This is a genomic window from Gordonia sp. Z-3 (assembly GCF_036233855.1).
In the GTDB taxonomy this organism is placed as follows: Bacteria; Actinomycetota; Actinomycetes; order Mycobacteriales; family Mycobacteriaceae; genus Gordonia; species Gordonia tangerina.
On the sequence record NZ_JAZARS010000005.1, the window covers coordinates 81,914 to 96,652 of the forward strand.

Annotated in this window: 12 protein-coding genes; 9 read left to right on the plus strand and 3 right to left on the minus strand. The window is 65.6% G+C overall.

From position 1 onward, the window contains the following. The first annotated feature begins 163 nt into the window (after window positions 1-163). From VX037_RS07145 to manA, 3 genes are all read left to right on the plus strand, one after another. Complete coding sequence (locus tag VX037_RS07145; protein WP_266061752.1) at window positions 164-649, plus strand: DUF3499 domain-containing protein; 486 nt, start codon at window positions 164-166, stop codon at window positions 647-649. A gap of 120 nt (window positions 650-769) precedes the next feature. Continuing rightward, the gene (locus VX037_RS07150; RefSeq protein WP_266061751.1) at window positions 770-1,879 is read left to right on the plus strand and encodes a hypothetical protein; all 1,110 of its coding nucleotides are present in this window, start codon (window positions 770-772) and stop codon (window positions 1,877-1,879) included. 4 nt (window positions 1,880-1,883) lie between these two features. Beyond that, complete coding sequence (manA, locus tag VX037_RS07155; RefSeq protein ID WP_235722781.1) at window positions 1,884-3,140, plus strand: mannose-6-phosphate isomerase, class I; 1,257 nt, start codon at window positions 1,884-1,886, stop codon at window positions 3,138-3,140. Window positions 3,141-3,158: 18 nt separating this feature from the next. Here the strand turns inward: manA and eccE are convergent, their stop codons facing one another. Beyond that, on the minus strand, window positions 3,159-4,862 hold the full coding sequence (gene eccE, locus VX037_RS07160; protein ID WP_328713738.1) for a type VII secretion protein EccE: 1,704 nt from the start codon (window positions 4,860-4,862) through the stop codon (window positions 3,159-3,161). A 214-nt stretch (window positions 4,863-5,076) separates the two neighbouring features. Here eccE and eccB point away from each other — a divergent pair, with 214 nt between their 5' ends. Beyond that, window positions 5,077-6,570, plus strand: a complete 1,494-nt coding sequence (gene eccB, locus VX037_RS07165; RefSeq protein ID WP_328713740.1) for a type VII secretion protein EccB — start codon at window positions 5,077-5,079, stop codon at window positions 6,568-6,570. A 98-nt stretch (window positions 6,571-6,668) separates the two neighbouring features. On the opposite strand, the gene hpxO is transcribed toward eccB, so the two are convergent. Both hpxO and VX037_RS07175 read right to left on the minus strand, forming a co-directional pair. Then, window positions 6,669-7,829, minus strand: coding sequence for an FAD-dependent urate hydroxylase HpxO (gene hpxO / locus VX037_RS07170; RefSeq protein ID WP_235722782.1), 1,161 nt, complete (start codon window positions 7,827-7,829; stop codon window positions 6,669-6,671). Between the two features lie 129 nt (window positions 7,830-7,958). After that, entirely contained in the window at window positions 7,959-8,600 is a 642-nt protein-coding gene (locus tag VX037_RS07175; RefSeq protein ID WP_235722478.1) for a TetR/AcrR family transcriptional regulator, read from the minus strand. A 108-nt stretch (window positions 8,601-8,708) separates the two neighbouring features. Between VX037_RS07175 and VX037_RS07180 the strand changes: the two genes are divergently transcribed. The 5 genes from VX037_RS07180 (at window position 8,709) to nrdF (ending at window position 14,717) form a co-directional block, all read left to right on the plus strand. Beyond that, complete coding sequence (locus tag VX037_RS07180; RefSeq protein ID WP_266061744.1) at window positions 8,709-9,278, plus strand: NAD(P)H-dependent oxidoreductase; 570 nt, start codon at window positions 8,709-8,711, stop codon at window positions 9,276-9,278. A gap of 555 nt (window positions 9,279-9,833) precedes the next feature. Continuing rightward, on the plus strand, window positions 9,834-10,067 hold the full coding sequence (locus tag VX037_RS07185) for a redoxin NrdH (protein ID WP_235722481.1): 234 nt from the start codon (window positions 9,834-9,836) through the stop codon (window positions 10,065-10,067). Between the two features lie 103 nt (window positions 10,068-10,170). Next, a complete protein-coding gene (gene nrdI, locus VX037_RS07190) occupies window positions 10,171-10,677 on the plus strand; it encodes a class Ib ribonucleoside-diphosphate reductase assembly flavoprotein NrdI (protein WP_235722483.1) in 507 nt (168 codons plus the stop codon). A 58-nt stretch (window positions 10,678-10,735) separates the two neighbouring features. After that, complete coding sequence (gene nrdE, locus VX037_RS07195; RefSeq protein ID WP_235722484.1) at window positions 10,736-12,931, plus strand: class 1b ribonucleoside-diphosphate reductase subunit alpha; 2,196 nt, start codon at window positions 10,736-10,738, stop codon at window positions 12,929-12,931. Between the two features lie 811 nt (window positions 12,932-13,742). Further along, window positions 13,743-14,717 (plus strand): class 1b ribonucleoside-diphosphate reductase subunit beta, encoded by a 975-nt coding sequence (nrdF, locus tag VX037_RS07205; RefSeq protein WP_266061740.1) that lies wholly within the window; start codon window positions 13,743-13,745, stop codon window positions 14,715-14,717. The last annotated feature ends 22 nt before the right edge of the window (window positions 14,718-14,739 follow it).

Below are 14,739 nucleotides of genomic sequence, written 5' to 3' on the forward strand. Positions count from 1 at the left end.
GGCCGCGCGGATCGTCGCCACGGCCACGCGAGGGGCGGGGAGCATCGAAGCGCATGTCGAGAGTGTAGGTATTTGTCACGTCGGTGTCTCGGGTGAGGTGTCTTTGGGCGTGCGCGCGTGTCGCCACCGGCGCGCAAGGCCCCGCGGGGATAACCTCGACTGCGTGAAGCTCCCCCGACAGTGCTGCAGGCCCGGCTGCGCCCGTTCCGCGGTGGCTACCCTGACCTTCGTCTACGCCGAGTCGACCGCGGTGATCGGACCGTTGGCCAGCAGCGCCGAGCCGCATTCGTGGGACCTGTGTGACGAACATGCCCGACGGATCACCGTGCCACGGGGCTGGGAGATGTTGCGCAGCGAGAGCGGCTTCTCCGCGCCGGTCGCCGAGGACTACGAGCTCACCGCGCTGGCCGAGGCGGTCCGTGAGGTCGGCGGCGCCGACCGTGTCGATGTGACACCGGGATTCCCCGATCTGTTCGATCCCCTCGACGACACGCGGCCGCCGGGCCGACATCGTCGCGGACGTCCCGGGGTGGCGTCATCGGAATCGTCACCGTCGGCCGATGAGCCCACACGTCGCTCGCCGCATTCCGCACGGCCACGACCGGGACGTCGAGGTCACCTACGGGTGCTGCCCGATCCCATCGACTGATCGGGGTGCGCGGCGGCGGCCGTACCGGTCATTCGCGTCGGCCTGCGTGTGGTCGCAACGTGGCGCTCGGGTCGTCGGCGAAGTGGTTGACGAGTCGGCTCCGTGGTTAATCTAGATGGCATGCGCACCGGTTCCCTCGACCTCGATGACGTCGAGGAGTTGATCGATGCCGACGTGGACGGACTGCTGCCGACGGTTGCCCTGGCCGGCGCCCAGGTGCGTGCGGTCGCGGAGGCGCAGCGTGAGGGAGTGTTGGAGCCCCTCAAGCAGTTGCGTCCGCGCAGCGTCGTGATCGTGTGCTCGCCCACCGGTGCCGCTGCGCCTGCGGCCGCCCTGGTGACCGCGGCCGTCGGCGCGCGCGTCGACGTGCCGATCGTGTGTGCCTCGGTGCTGCCGGGCTGGATCGGTCCGCTCGACGTGGTGGTGATCGCCGGTGACGACGCCGGCGATATGATGCTGGCCGACGCCGCAGCCCGATCGTTGCGCCGCCGCGCGGAGGTCGTGGTCGCCGCCCCGATCGAGGGTCCGTTGCGGGAAGCGCTGGGTGGCAACGGTATCGATCTGTCGCCGCGCGTCGGCGTGGACCCGCGTTTCCGGTTCCCGGGGTTTGTCGCGGCGCTGTTGGCCGTCGTGGTCTCGCTGTCGCAGGTGCGGTTCACCGGTCGCGCTCCCGGGCTGGCCGACCTCGCGGACGCCATCGACGCCGAGGCCGGAGCCAACCATCCGCGTCAGGAGAGTTTCCACAACCTTGCCAAGGCGATCGCGGGACGACTCGATGGCCGGTCGATCCTCTGGGTCGGCGACTCCGCGGCAACCGCGGTGGTGGCCGCGCAGGCGTCCCGGGCGCTGGTGGCTCTGGCGGGCGTGATCTCTGCGACCGCCGAGATCGGTGACGTCATGCGGCTGCATCGGGAGTTCTCGGCACGCACCGGATCGGCCCCCACCGATTCGATCTTCTACGACCCGGACTTCGACGGTCCGGCAGCGGAGGCGCCACCGCGGGTCATGGCGGTCACCACGCCGGCGCGCGACTGGTATCTGCGCAGGCGGCTCGACGGGATCGGCGATCTCGACGTGCTGACCGGCGAGTCGGGCACCCCGACGCCACCGAGCCCGACGCAGATGCCCGATGAGGCGGCCGCCGACGCACCCGCAGACATCGAAGCGTTGCTCGTACTGGTGTTGCGGATCGAGATGGCCGCCGTCTATCTCCGGCTGATCAGGACCTGAGGTGATGAGAACCCTGGAAGGCGTGGTGCGGCCCTACGCGTGGGGGTCGCGGACCGCGATCGCGTCGATGCGAGGCAAGGCGGTGCCGTCCCCGCATCCGGAGGCCGAGTTGTGGTTCGGGGCTCATCCGGCCGGACCGGCGTCCTGTCTCGGCGCGGACGGTCAGATCGACGTCGACTTGCTGACGGCGATCCAAGCAGACCCACCCGGGATGCTGGGTCAACACACGATCGACCGATTCGACGGTAGGTTGCCGTTCCTGATGAAGGTCCTCGCGGCCGAGGAACCGCTGTCGTTGCAGGCGCATCCGAGTGCCGACCAGGCGCGCGACGGCTTCGAGCGCGAGAACGCACAGGGCCTGCGACTCGATGCCTCAGATCGCAACTATCGCGACCCGTGGCACAAACCCGAACTCATCGTGGCGCTCACCGAGTTCGAGGCGTTGGCCGGTTTCCGCGATCCGGGTGCGACCGTGGACTTGCTGCGAGAACTGCAGGTCGCTGAACTCGATCCGTATCTCGGTATGTTGGCCGGGCAACCGGATTCCGAAGGTCTACGCGCCCTGTTCACCACATGGCTGACCCTGCCCGACGCGTCCATCACCACGCTGGTGCCCGCGGTGCTGGCCGCGGCGGTAGAACTCCTCAGCTCGGGACGGCCGAGGTTCGCCGCGGAGCTGCGCACCGTGCTGGAACTCGGCGAGGTCTACCCGCGAGACCCGGGAGTCCTGGCGTCCTTGCTGCTCAATCGGATTCATCTCGAGCCGGGGGACGGACTCTACCTGCCCGCGGGAAACCTGCACGCGTATCTGCGGGGGACCGGGGTGGAGATCATGGCGAACTCCGACAACGTGCTCCGCGGTGGATTGACACCCAAACACATCGACGTCCCCGAATTGCTGCGCGTGCTCGATTTCACACCCGCCGCCGTGGATGATCTCGTGCCTGCGGTACACACCGTCGGCGCCGAGCGCATCTATGTGACCGCCGCTCCCGAGTTCCGGTTGTCGCGGGTGGAGCTCGACGGCACCGGCCTGCTGTATGCCTCCTCGATCTGTTTCGACATGCCCGGTCCACAGATCCTGACCGTGCTGACCGGTTCGATCGAGGTCCGTCCGATGGGTGGCCGGCCCATCACGGTTCGGGCCGGGCAGGCGGTGTGGATCGCCGACTCCGAGCCCGATGTGGTGGTGCACGCATCGTCGTCGCGTGCGGTGTTCTTCCGGGCACTGGTCCCGGTGAGTGCGGGGCGCGAGCAGTAGCGCCGTGCCAGCGCTTCGCTACCGCCCCAGCATCTTCCATTCGTCGGGGGTCGCAACCATCGTGACGGCCACTCGCTCGTTCGCCGTGGTGACCGAGATGTCCTGGGGCGCCCGCGGGTTCTGCCGGAGGATGACCGCTGCGTCGGGGACTAGGTCGGTCACGCGTGGGTCGTCGGGTGCGAGAACCGTCAGATGCGTGGTGTGGGGTTCGGCCGGCGGCGGGGTGAGTCCGTCGTAGACCGCCACCCGGTGCCCGAGCGGGGCCTGGACCCGGTCGGAGCTCAATGCGAGTCGCCGCAGATCGCCGACCTGGGCGATCAGGTTGTGCCAGTGGGCCGGTCGCACGGAGTGCACGGTGACCGCAGCGCCGATCGCGATCGCCCGCAGGATCACCTGACCGACCACCTGTGGTCCAGCGCAGAGCGCCACCGCCCGGACGTCGGGACCGAGCAGCGGTACCGCGACGGCTCGCCCGCTGTGGTCGGCACCAACAAGTTGTCCACATCCGCCGGCCGGTATCCGCATCGACCGCAGCAACGCGAGGGCGTCGTCGCCGTGAGCGCACCGGAGGCGGCGATCGAGCCTGCCGGGTACGGCAATCGGCAGACTGGCTGCCAGAGCGTCGAATTGGTGTCCCTCCAGCACGGTCAGACCTGCCGGGAGCGGATCGGCCGTTCGGCCCGCCGTCGGCAACTCGGCGAATCGCACCATGCCGCTGACCTCGAGTGCGCCCTCGGCATCATGGCGCAGGCGCACCGTCGTGGTGGTCGACAACGCGGTGTTGACCCAGATCGTCGACATGACGGACGCGAGTAGGTCCGGGTCGATGAGCGCGCTACGAAACCGCAGTTCGCCTGCGGCGATGGAATCCCACTCCTCGCCCATGTCGTCGATCGGTGCGCCCTCGGACAACTGGGTGGTGACCGTGGTGATCTCGGCGGCGTTGAGGATCGAGACGCGCAGGCCGCTCTCCGAGAGCCGGTTGGCCACGCGGCGAGTGCTGATCGTCGCCGTGCGCAGGGCGCCGACGGCACCTCCGCCACGACGCGCCACCGCGTCGGCGCAATCGAGGGGGTTGAGGCGGAGCACGACCAGCACGGAGCGGTGCGCCGTCGCCGCCAGCGGGCCCAGGGTGCGGTGGTAGGTCTGCGCGATCGTGCCGCCGCCCCAGCTACGCACGCCGTGGCTGATCACCTCGATCGAATCCAGTCGGATGTCGAACGGGTTGATGCACTCGGCGAGCGCATCCAGTGGCACCACCTGGCCGGTCGGGTCGTTCACCGCGGCCCCGGCCGGGGTCAGATAGGTCACCGCAGGCGTTGCGGGCGACACCCGGAGCACGGTGATCAGTGTGTCGCCCACCCACCGGGCGCCGATGGTGTCGGTCACCGACGTCGGTGTCCTCAGGGGGGTGCGGCCGGTCTGTGGTCCGGCCGGAATGTCGAAGGACGCCGGAACGAGGTCGGCGGCGCCCCGCTGTGCCCGCGCCCAGCGGAAGCCGATGCGGTGCGACCAGGCAGCGACCATCGACCTGCGCCCACGCAGCGGGATCAGTGCGAGTGAGGCGAGTGCGGCGAGTATCAGCGCGATCGCACCCAGCGTGGACCCGCTGACGGCCCATCCGACGAGTCCGGCGGCGAGGACGGTCTCGATCAGCACCAGGGTGCCCAGCGGCAGGCCACGACGGTGCCGGTGTGCGCCCGCGGGATGATCGGTGTCCACGCGCGCCGCCGACCGTGTCGCCCCCGCGCTCGTCGCAGTCGGTGGCGGTGCGCCCCGCATCACCATGGAACCCCCCTCAGTTCTCCGGGTGACAGGCACGACACCCGCGGAAACGTATCGGCTACGCTACTACGCGGCGAATCGTCGGTGACCACGTGATACTCGGTGAGGCGAGGATGAGCCGTGTCTGCCACGCAGTCGGAATGGGGGAACGATGGCCCGGCAGCTGACCACCAGGGCGCAGGTGAACGGTTACCGTTTCCTGCTGCGCCGTCTGGAACATGCGCTGGTGCGGCGGGACGTGCGGATGCTGCACGACCCGATGCGCTCGCAGATACAAGCACTACTCGTCGGTACCGTACTGGGCCTGCTGGTCCTGGGTGGTTGCGGGGTGTGGGGGCTCATCCGGCCACAGGGCTCGGTGGGCGACGCGAAGATCGTCGTCAGCAAGGATGGCGGCGGCAACTACGTCGTCATCGATGACACCCTGCATCCGGTCCTCAATCTCGCGTCGGCTCGGTTGATCACCGGCAGCAGTGAGTCGCCTGCGTCGGTCAGCGACGGCAAACTCGCGTCATATCCGCGCGGACCCTTACTCGGTATCCCCGGCGCGCCCGGCGCGTTGCCGTCGTCGGGCCACCCCGGCGAGTCGTTCTGGACCGTCTGCGACACCGCGGCCGTCTACCCGAACGTCTCCGGAGAGTCGATCACTCTCACCGTCATCGGGGAGCGACCAGTGCTCGGCGGAGCGATCGACTCCGCGGACAGCGATGACGCGGTCATGGTGACCACCGGTGGCGAGACCTACCTCGTGTACACGGTGATGCGTGATGGCACGCCGCGCACGGTGCGGGCAGCCGTGGACACCGACAGCGTTCCGGTGATGCGTGCGTTGGGCCTCGAGGGGGTCGCGCCGCGTGAGATGAGTGCCGGACTACTGAACAGTTTCCCCGAGGTCGACCCGATCGAGGTGCCCGACATCAGCGGTGAAGGTCGGCCCGGGGGAATGCGCGACGACGACATCCGCGTGGGCTCGGTGGTGAAGTCCGTCGGCATCGACGATCAGACGAGCTACTACGTCGTGTTGCGGGACGGTGTGCAACAGATCACCGAGGCGACCGCAGAGATCCTGCGTCTCGCCGATCGCGACGGCACCGCTCCCGTCCAGACGGTGGCGCCGGGGGAGATCGCGGCCACGCCGACGTCCGCACGCCTACCTGTCGACGACTTCCCCGATCGCGCACCGAATCTGGTGGATGTCGACACCGGTGGCACGCTGTGTCGATCCTGGTCGCGCGGTGCGGATGATCCCGCGGCGACCACCGGGTTCCTGATCGGTCGGACGTTGCCCCTACCCGACGGTGCCGAGCCGGTATCCCTCACCTCGGCGGACGGTCCGGGCCCGGGCGTCGATCAGGTGTACCTCCGTCCGGGCACCGGTGAGTACCTCCAGGTCACCGGCGCCGAACCGGACAGCGAACGCGTCGAATCACGGTTCTTCGTCAGCGATTTCGGGATTCGCTTCGGGGTGGCCGATGCCGAAGCCGGGCAGATCCTGGGATTGGGTGAGCGTCCCATGCAGGCGCCATGGTCGGTGATCTCGCTGCTGGCCGCCGGTCCGTCCTTGTCCCGGACCGCCGCGCTGGTGTCCCACGACGGCATGGTGCCCGATCAGGACGGCCGGGCCGTCGCCGACCCCGGCAACTGACCCACCGTCGGCAAACTGCCAACTGAACCTGTGCGTCGACTGGGCGCTGTTATCCGTTGACTGGGCGCTGTTTTCGGTCGACTGGGCGTGGCTGCCGTTCAGGACGTCAGTGGGCCGCCGACGATGTTGGAGACGATGCCGCGGATGATCCGGGTCCCGTCTTCGGAGCGCAGCTCGTCGTACCAAGCGGCAGTCGCCGCCGGATCCTTGGCGTGGGTCACGTCGCACCGCCGGCGCGCGCGCAGGACGAGATCGCCGGCCCGCTCGGTGCGCGACGACTCGTAGGCGGCCAGCGCTGCGTGGACATCGTCGCGGTGCTCTGTGAACGCGAACTGAAGTGCCACTGCGTCTTCCATCGCCGAACAGCCGCCCTGTCCGATGTCGGGAGTGGTGTTGTGGGCGGCGTCGCCGAGCACCGCGACCCGGCCCTTGACCCAGGTGTGAAACGGATCGAGGTCGAGGATCTCGACGCGATTTGTGGTCGCCGGGTCGAGCTTCTCGATAAGCCGCTGGACCCCGGGGGCCCAACGCGCGAAATTGTCCGCGAGGACCTCGCGCGCGGTACCGCGTTCGTAGGGTTCACCTTCTGGCATCGTCACATCGAAGAAGAAGTAGAAGCGATTGTCGGCGATGGGCATCACCGACACCCGCTTTCCGTCGCCCACGTAGGTGGTCCACTCGGTGGCCGGCCCGATGGCCTCATCCACCTCGACGAGACCGTTGAAATTGACATAGCCCGCATATCGGCGTTCCACCGGTCCGCCCAGGACATATTCGCGCGTCAGGGATTTGGCACCGTCGGCGCCGATGACGATGTCGCCCGTGGCGGTGGTGCCGTCGGCAAACTCGACCGTGGCCTGCGTGGGGCCGTCGGCGACACTGACCATCTTCTTGCCGAAGTTGATGTCCGCCATGCCGTACGCGGTCATCAGCATCATCTGCAGCTCGGCCCGGGCGACGGGGTACGGGCGCTGCCCGACCTCATCGATCAGTGGTTGCATGCTGAAGCGGCACATGGTTTCGCCGGTGAACCCGTCGACGTAGGACATGGAGTCGACGATGCCGCCGAGCGCCGCTGTCTGTTTCTCGAGTCCGAGGTGGTTGAGGCATTTGACGCCGTTGGACCAGACCGAGATCGCGGCGCCCACCGGCTTGTTCTCGGTCACCTGTTCATAGACCTCGACCTCGTGACCGATCTGCTTGAGCGCGATGGCAGCGCTGAGTCCGCCCATTCCGGCGCCGATGATGACAGCCTTCACCTCGTGGGGTCCCTTCTCTCCGGTATCGCCATCCGTGCGGGGCCGGGGCGACAGGTCAGTCAAGGCTATGACGGTTGCCGCACCACCGCAGAACGGCCGAGGTGACCGCGGGCTCCGTGAACGTGGGGGTCAGTCGCCGGTCACGCCGCGCGCCAGGGTGCGGACCATCTCTTCCCACTCGGCGGTGATGGTCTCTAGGTCGAGGCCGGCGACTTCGACGAGATGCTTGACCGCCGCCGCATTCAACGGAGACTGCACCGCGACCGAGATGACGTCGAGGCGATCGCCGAATCCCAACTGATGCAGCAAGATCTGGACATGGCGGTTGGACGCCGACCACACCGGGTGGTTCATGAAGTCGCCGCCGGCGCCGCCGGCCTCGAGCAGGATGTCCAGATGGCTCGAGGTGAGCTTGAGCCGGGCCCGGCCATAGGCGAGCAGGCGATCCAACGGGGGAGCGCCCGGCCCCAATGGTTGCGGCCCGGAGATGTAGGCGCGCTGGATCTCCGACTCTGAATGATCGAGTAGCGCGAACATCAGGCCCGTCCGGCTGCCGAAGCGCCGGAACACGGTGCCCTTGCCGACACCTGCTTCGCGGGCGACCGCGTCCATCGTCACGGCGGCGGCGCCGTGATTGTCGATGAGGTTCTGGGCCGCCGCGAGCAGCAAGCGGCGATTCCGCGCGGCATCGGCCCGTTCGGTGTCCGCCCGTTCGCCGACGCCGACGGACATGCTCAGAGGTATGAAACCGCCGTCGGGACCGTTCGACACAGTGACGAGGGTAACGGTTCGGGCGGATCGGGAATCGGTGGGATCGGCCTGCCGTTTGATACTTCGAATGGCTAACCATCGAGTGCGTGGATAACAGGAGGAGCGTCCATGAGCGAACGCAATGTGGAGATCGTGGCGCTGGTGGGCAGTCTGCGCCGCGAATCGATCAACCGAGGTCTCGCCCAACTCGCCGCCGACAAGGCTCCGGCCGGCATCACCGTGACCGTGGTCGATGGTCTGGGCCGGCTGGCGTTCTACAGCGAGGACGACGACCCCTCCATCGAGTCAGGTGCGACTCTGCCCGACGGCGTCACCGGGTTGCGTGAGGCGGTCGCTGCGGCCGACGCCGTGCTGCTGGTCACCCCGGAGTACAACGGCACCATGCCCGCGGTGTTGAAGAACGCCATCGACTGGCTCTCGCGCCCGTACGGTGCCGGTGCCCTGTCGGGCAAGCCGGTCGGCGTGATCGGCGCGGCATTGGGCCGGTTCGCGGGTACCTGGTCACGTGAAGACACCCGTAAGTCCGTGAAGATCGCCGGCGGCCACGTCGTCGAGGAGGTCGAGTTCGGGCTGCAGACCTCCTCGATGTCCGACGACGGACTCGCCGACGCGGAGCTCGTCACCGGGGTGGTGGACGCGGTTCGCCGTCTGGCCGATGAGGTGTCGGTGTCGGTCTGATCAACCGATGGTGACGATGCGCCGCCGCGAGCAAGGGCTCGCGGCGGCGTTGGTCGTTTGCGGGGTTGTGGAGTGCCGTGGGACACCTTGTGGACTGCCGGGGGACAACATGTGGACGACACGCCGGACACGCCCGACTTCACGATCTCGTATGCCTGCGACCTGCGACTTTCACGAATGTTATTCACAACCTCTAGTGGTGGTGCGAATTGTCAGCCACTAGGTGTAGTGTTTGGGAGACCGGCAGGGCGGATTACCTACACGAATGTGATTCTGCGGAAAGCGCCTCGAAGACGGTGATATAGGTCACCATCTTCACGTTGGGAAAGTGCGGCCACCGCACTGCGTTGAAGACAGATGTAGAGCGTGAATGCAGATGTCGAGCGCGAAGGTGGCGGGTTCGGTTTCCTCTGACAAGGGCCGAACGGTGACGGCCCGGATGGGTCGATGCCGGCGACATGGTGGACACCCGGGCAGCGGTGGACGCCACAGCACACACGACGACCAGACCAGCCTGATCCAACAGACGCATCGAACCGCACGAGGAGAACTTTGATGGCCATCACCGTCTACACCAAGCCCGCCTGCGTCCAGTGCAACGCCACCTACAAGGCCCTCGACAAGCAGGGCCTGGCTTACGAGGTGGTTGACATCAGCACCGACGATGAGGCGCGCGACTATGTGATGGCGCTCGGTTACCTGCAGGCCCCCGTGGTGGTCGTCGGCGACGAACACTGGTCGGGTTTCCGCCCGGACCGCATCAAGGCCCTCGCCGCATCGGCTGCCTGATCCCCCTCTGTCGGCCTGATGGGGAAGTCGGGTTCGATCATGGTGCGATCGGGGTAAGCGAGATCACGAGGTAGCACACGAGTCAGGAGTTTGGAGGTCGATCGTGACCCAGGCCTCGAATCCCGACGCTTCGGTCCGGGCGTCCCACCCGGCGCCACTGATCGTCTATTTTTCCTCGGTGTCGGAGAACACGCATCGATTCGTCGAGAAGCTCGGATTGCGCGCGCAGCGTATCCCGGTCCTCGGCGATCCTGCGGTGTTCACCGTCGATGAGCCGTTCGTGCTGGTGCTGCCCACCTATGGCGGTGGCAAGGCGACCGGCGACCGATCCGGGTACGTGCCCAAGCAGGTCATCAAGTTCCTCAACAACATCCACAACCGCTCGCTGATCCGCGCCGTCATCGCGGCCGGGAACACCAACTTCGGCGAGGAGTTCTGTCTCGCCGGCGACATCGTCTCGCGGAAGTGTCGGGTGCCCTATCTCTATCGGTTCGAGCTGATGGGCACTGTCGACGATGTCGAGCGGGTACGGGACGGGCTGGCCGATTTCGCGCTGAGCTCGGCGTTCACCCATCCGGACCGGGACGCGCTGAGCGTTTCGCGCGCCTGAACTGTCAGACCCCACGAGTACCGTTTCGCCCACAATCATCTAGCTGCAGGAGTCTTTCGTGTCGCCAACCGCCGCACCCGTCTCGGACACCGCCTCGGCCAGCAAGTCCGGAGTGCATCCCGGCCCGTCGGGGCACGAACCCGGCGAATTGGACTATCACGCGCTCAACGCGATGCTGAACCTGTACGACAGGGACGGCAACATCCAGTTCGACAAGGACCGCGAGGCGGCCAACCAGTACTTCCTGCAGCACGTCAACCAGAACACGGTCTTCTTCCATGACCTCGACGAGAAGCTCGACTACCTGCTCGAGGAGAACTATTACGAGCCCGAGGTCCTCGCGAAGTACGACCGCGAGTTCGTGAAACTCCTGTTCGGGCATGCGTTCTCGAAGAAGTTCCGATTCCCGACGTTCCTCGGCGCGTTCAAGTACTACACCAGCTACACACTGAAGACCTTCGACGGCAAGCGGTTCCTGGAACGCTTCGAGGACCGGGTGTGCATGGTCGCGCTGACGCTGGCCGACGGTGACACGGCGCTGGCCCGTCATCTCGTCGACGAGATCATCGAGGGGCGTTTCCAGCCGGCCACCCCGACCTTCCTCAACTCGGGTAAGAAGCAGCGTGGTGAGCCGGTGAGCTGCTTTTTGCTTCGCATCGAGGACAACATGGAATCCATTGGGAGGTCGATCAATTCGGCTCTCCAGCTCTCCAAGCGCGGCGGAGGAGTGGCGCTGCTGCTGTCCAACATCCGTGAGCACGGCGCGCCGATCAAGAAGATCGAGAACCAGAGCTCGGGCGTCATCCCGATCATGAAGCTGCTCGAGGACTCGTTCTCCTACGCCAACCAGCTCGGCGCGCGCCAGGGCGCCGGCGCGGTGTATCTGCACGCCCATCATCCCGACATCTACCGCTTCCTCGACACCAAGCGGGAGAACGCGGACGAGAAGATCCGTATCAAGACGTTGTCGCTCGGCGTGGTGATCCCCGACATCACCTTTCAGCTCGCCAAGGACAACGACGACATGTACCTGTTCAGCCCGTATGACGTCGAGCGCGTCTATGGAGTGCCGTTCGCCGACGTGAACGTGACCGACACGTACCACGAGATGGTCGAGGACAAGCGCATCCGCAAGACCAAGATCAAGGCCCGCGAGTTCTTCCAGACCCTCGCCGAGTTGCAGTTCGAGTCGGGCTACCCGTACATCATGTTCGAGGACACGGTGAACCGGGCCAACCCGATCGACGGCAAGATCACCCACTCCAACCTGTGCTCGGAGATCCTGCAGGTCTCCACCGCGTCAGAGTTCAACGACGATCTGTCCTACTCGCACATCGGTAAGGACATCTCGTGCAACCTCGGGTCGCTCAACATCGCCAAGGCGATGGACTCACCCGACTTCGGGCAGACCATCGAGACCGCGATCCGCGGTCTCACCGCGGTCAGCGATCAGACCTCGATCACCTCGGTGCCCTCGATCGAGAAGGGCAACAACGACTCCCACGCCATCGGCCTCGGTCAGATGAATCTACACGGCTACCTGGCCCGCGAACGGATCTTCTACGGCAGCGACGAAGGTGTCGACTTCACGAACATCTACTTCTACACGGTGCTGTTCCACGCGCTGCGGGCGTCGAACAAGATCGCGCGTGAACGTGGCCATGCCTTCGGCGGCTTCGAGAAGTCGAAGTACGCCAGCGGGGAGTTCTTCGACAAGTACACCGAGAAGGTGTGGGAGCCGGAGACCCAGAAGGTACGCGACCTGTTCGGCCAGGCCGGAATTCACATTCCCACCCAGGACGACTGGCGGGAGCTGAAGGCCGCCGTGCAGCGCGACGGTATCTACAACCAGAATCTGCAGGCCGTCCCGCCGACCGGATCGATCTCCTACATCAACCACTCGACCAGCTCGATCCACCCGGTGGCCGCGAAGATCGAGATCCGCAAGGAAGGCAAGATCGGCCGCGTCTATTACCCGGCGCCGTACATGACCAACGACAACCTGGAGTACTACCAGGATGCGTATGAGATCGGGTACGAGAAGGTCATCGACACCTACGCCGCGGCGACCCAGCACGTCGACCAGGGGCTGAGTCTCACCCTGTTCTTCAAGGACACCGCCACCACCCGCGACGTCAACAAGGCGCAGATCTACGCGTGGCGCAAGGGGATCAAGACGCTGTATTACATCCGTCTGCGTCAGCTCGCTCTCGAGGGGACTGAGGTGGAAAATTGCGTTTCCTGCATGTTGTGACAGCCTGACCAACTGTTCGTGGATGGTGTGACCATGACAATCGCGAAGTACGGTGTCATATACGGAGTCCGCTTGCGGCCAGAGTACGACTATCGCTATATCGGGCTTACAACCAAGACTGCGTCCAGACGCTTACAGCAACATTTCAAGGTTGCTGCAGCTGGCCGAAAGACTCCGTTCTACGACTGGCTGCGAAAGCAAGATCGCGACAATGTAATAGCCGATGAGCTCGATTGGATCGACGGACTGGACGACTTGGGGCAGGCTGAAATCGCGTGGATTGCCTACCTACGTCGTGACGGTCAGCCGTTACTCAATCTGGCCTCCGGGGGGCTGGGTCCTACCGGCGTTGTATGGACCGAAGAGATGCGCGAAGCAGCTCGAATTCGGTCAACCGGTCGGAAGGGAGTAAGTCGGTTCGCACAAGAAAATCCATTCTTCGGGCGAACGCACTCGGACGAACAGCGAGCGAAGTGGTCAGTCGAGCGACGAGGTTCCATTACAGGAGCGGCCAACCCGAACTTCGGTAAGTTCGGGATCGACCATCCAGGCTACGGACACACGATGTCTGCCGAATCCAGGCAGCGTCTCTCCGAGCAGCGACGAGGCTCGGGGAATCCGAACTTCGGACGCCGAGCGAGCGATGAGACACGTGCCAAGACGTCGGCAACTCGAAAGGGACGACCGCAGCCATCCAGCAAGCGAAGTGCTCACACTCGCTATCACACGAACAAAGGCGTGTTCAAAGACACTTGTCGATACTGCGTTGAGGACGCGGCCACAACAACGAATGAAGAAAGCGGAAGTTGAAATGCCTGAGAAACTGAAGCTCGTCGACCGCGTCTCCGCGATCAACTGGAACCGCGTCCCCGACGAGAAGGACGCCGAGGTCTGGGATCGCCTCACCGGCAACTTCTGGTTGCCGGAGAAGGTGCCGGTGTCCAACGACATCCAGTCGTGGCACACCCTCACCGAGTACGAGAAGCAGCTGACGATGCGGGTCTTCACCGGCCTGACGCTGCTGGACACCATCCAGGGCACCGTCGGTGCGGTCTCGCTGATCCCGGATGCGACCACGCCGCACGAGGAGGCGGTGCTCACCAACATCGCATTCATGGAGTCGGTGCACGCCAAGAGCTACAGCTCCATCTTCTCCACGCTGTGCTCCACCAAGGAGATCGACGAGGCGTTCCGCTGGTCGGAGGAGAACGAGCAGCTGCAGCGCAAGGCGCAGATCGTCATGGATTACTACCGTGGCGACGACCCGCTCAAGCGCAAGGTCGCCTCCACGCTGCTCGAGTCGTTCCTGTTCTATTCCGGCTTCTATCTGCCGATGTACTGGAGCAGCCGCGCCAAGCTCACCAACACCGCCGACCTGATCCGGCTGATCATTCGCGACGAGGCCGTGCACGGCTACTACATCGGCTACAAGTACCAGCGCGGTCTCGAGGTGCAGAGCCCCGAACGTCGCCAAGAGCTCAAGGACTACACCTTCGAGCTGCTGTTCGAGCTCTACGACAACGAGTCCGACTACACCGAGGCCCTCTACGACGAGGTCGGCCTCAGCGAGGACGTCAAGAAGTTCCTGCGCTACAACGCCAACAAGGCGCTGATGAACCTCGGCTACGAGGCGATGTTCCCCAAGGACGAGACCGACGTGAACCCGGCGATTCTGTCGGCGTTGTCACCCAACGCCGACGAGAACCACGACTTCTTCTCCGGCTCGGGCAGCTCGTATGTCATCGGTAAGGCCGTCAACACCGAGGACGAGGACTGGGACTTCTGACACCTTGCGTCTTGTAGTACGG

Bases quoted from the DNA above. Each gene is read 5' to 3' on its own strand.
- VX037_RS07185 (WP_235722481.1), top strand. From the start codon at position 9,834: ATGGCCATCACCGTCTACACCAAGCCCGCCTGCGTCCAGTGCAACGCC.
- VX037_RS07180 (WP_266061744.1), top strand. From the start codon at position 8,709: ATGAGCGAACGCAATGTGGAGATCGTGGCGCTGGTGGGCAGTCTGCGC.
- nrdF (WP_266061740.1), top strand. From the start codon at position 13,743: ATGCCTGAGAAACTGAAGCTCGTCGACCGCGTCTCCGCGATCAACTGG.
- VX037_RS07150 (WP_266061751.1), top strand. From the start codon at position 770: ATGCGCACCGGTTCCCTCGACCTCGATGACGTCGAGGAGTTGATCGAT.
- eccB (WP_328713740.1), top strand. From the start codon at position 5,077: ATGGCCCGGCAGCTGACCACCAGGGCGCAGGTGAACGGTTACCGTTTC.
- manA (WP_235722781.1), top strand. From the start codon at position 1,884: ATGAGAACCCTGGAAGGCGTGGTGCGGCCCTACGCGTGGGGGTCGCGG.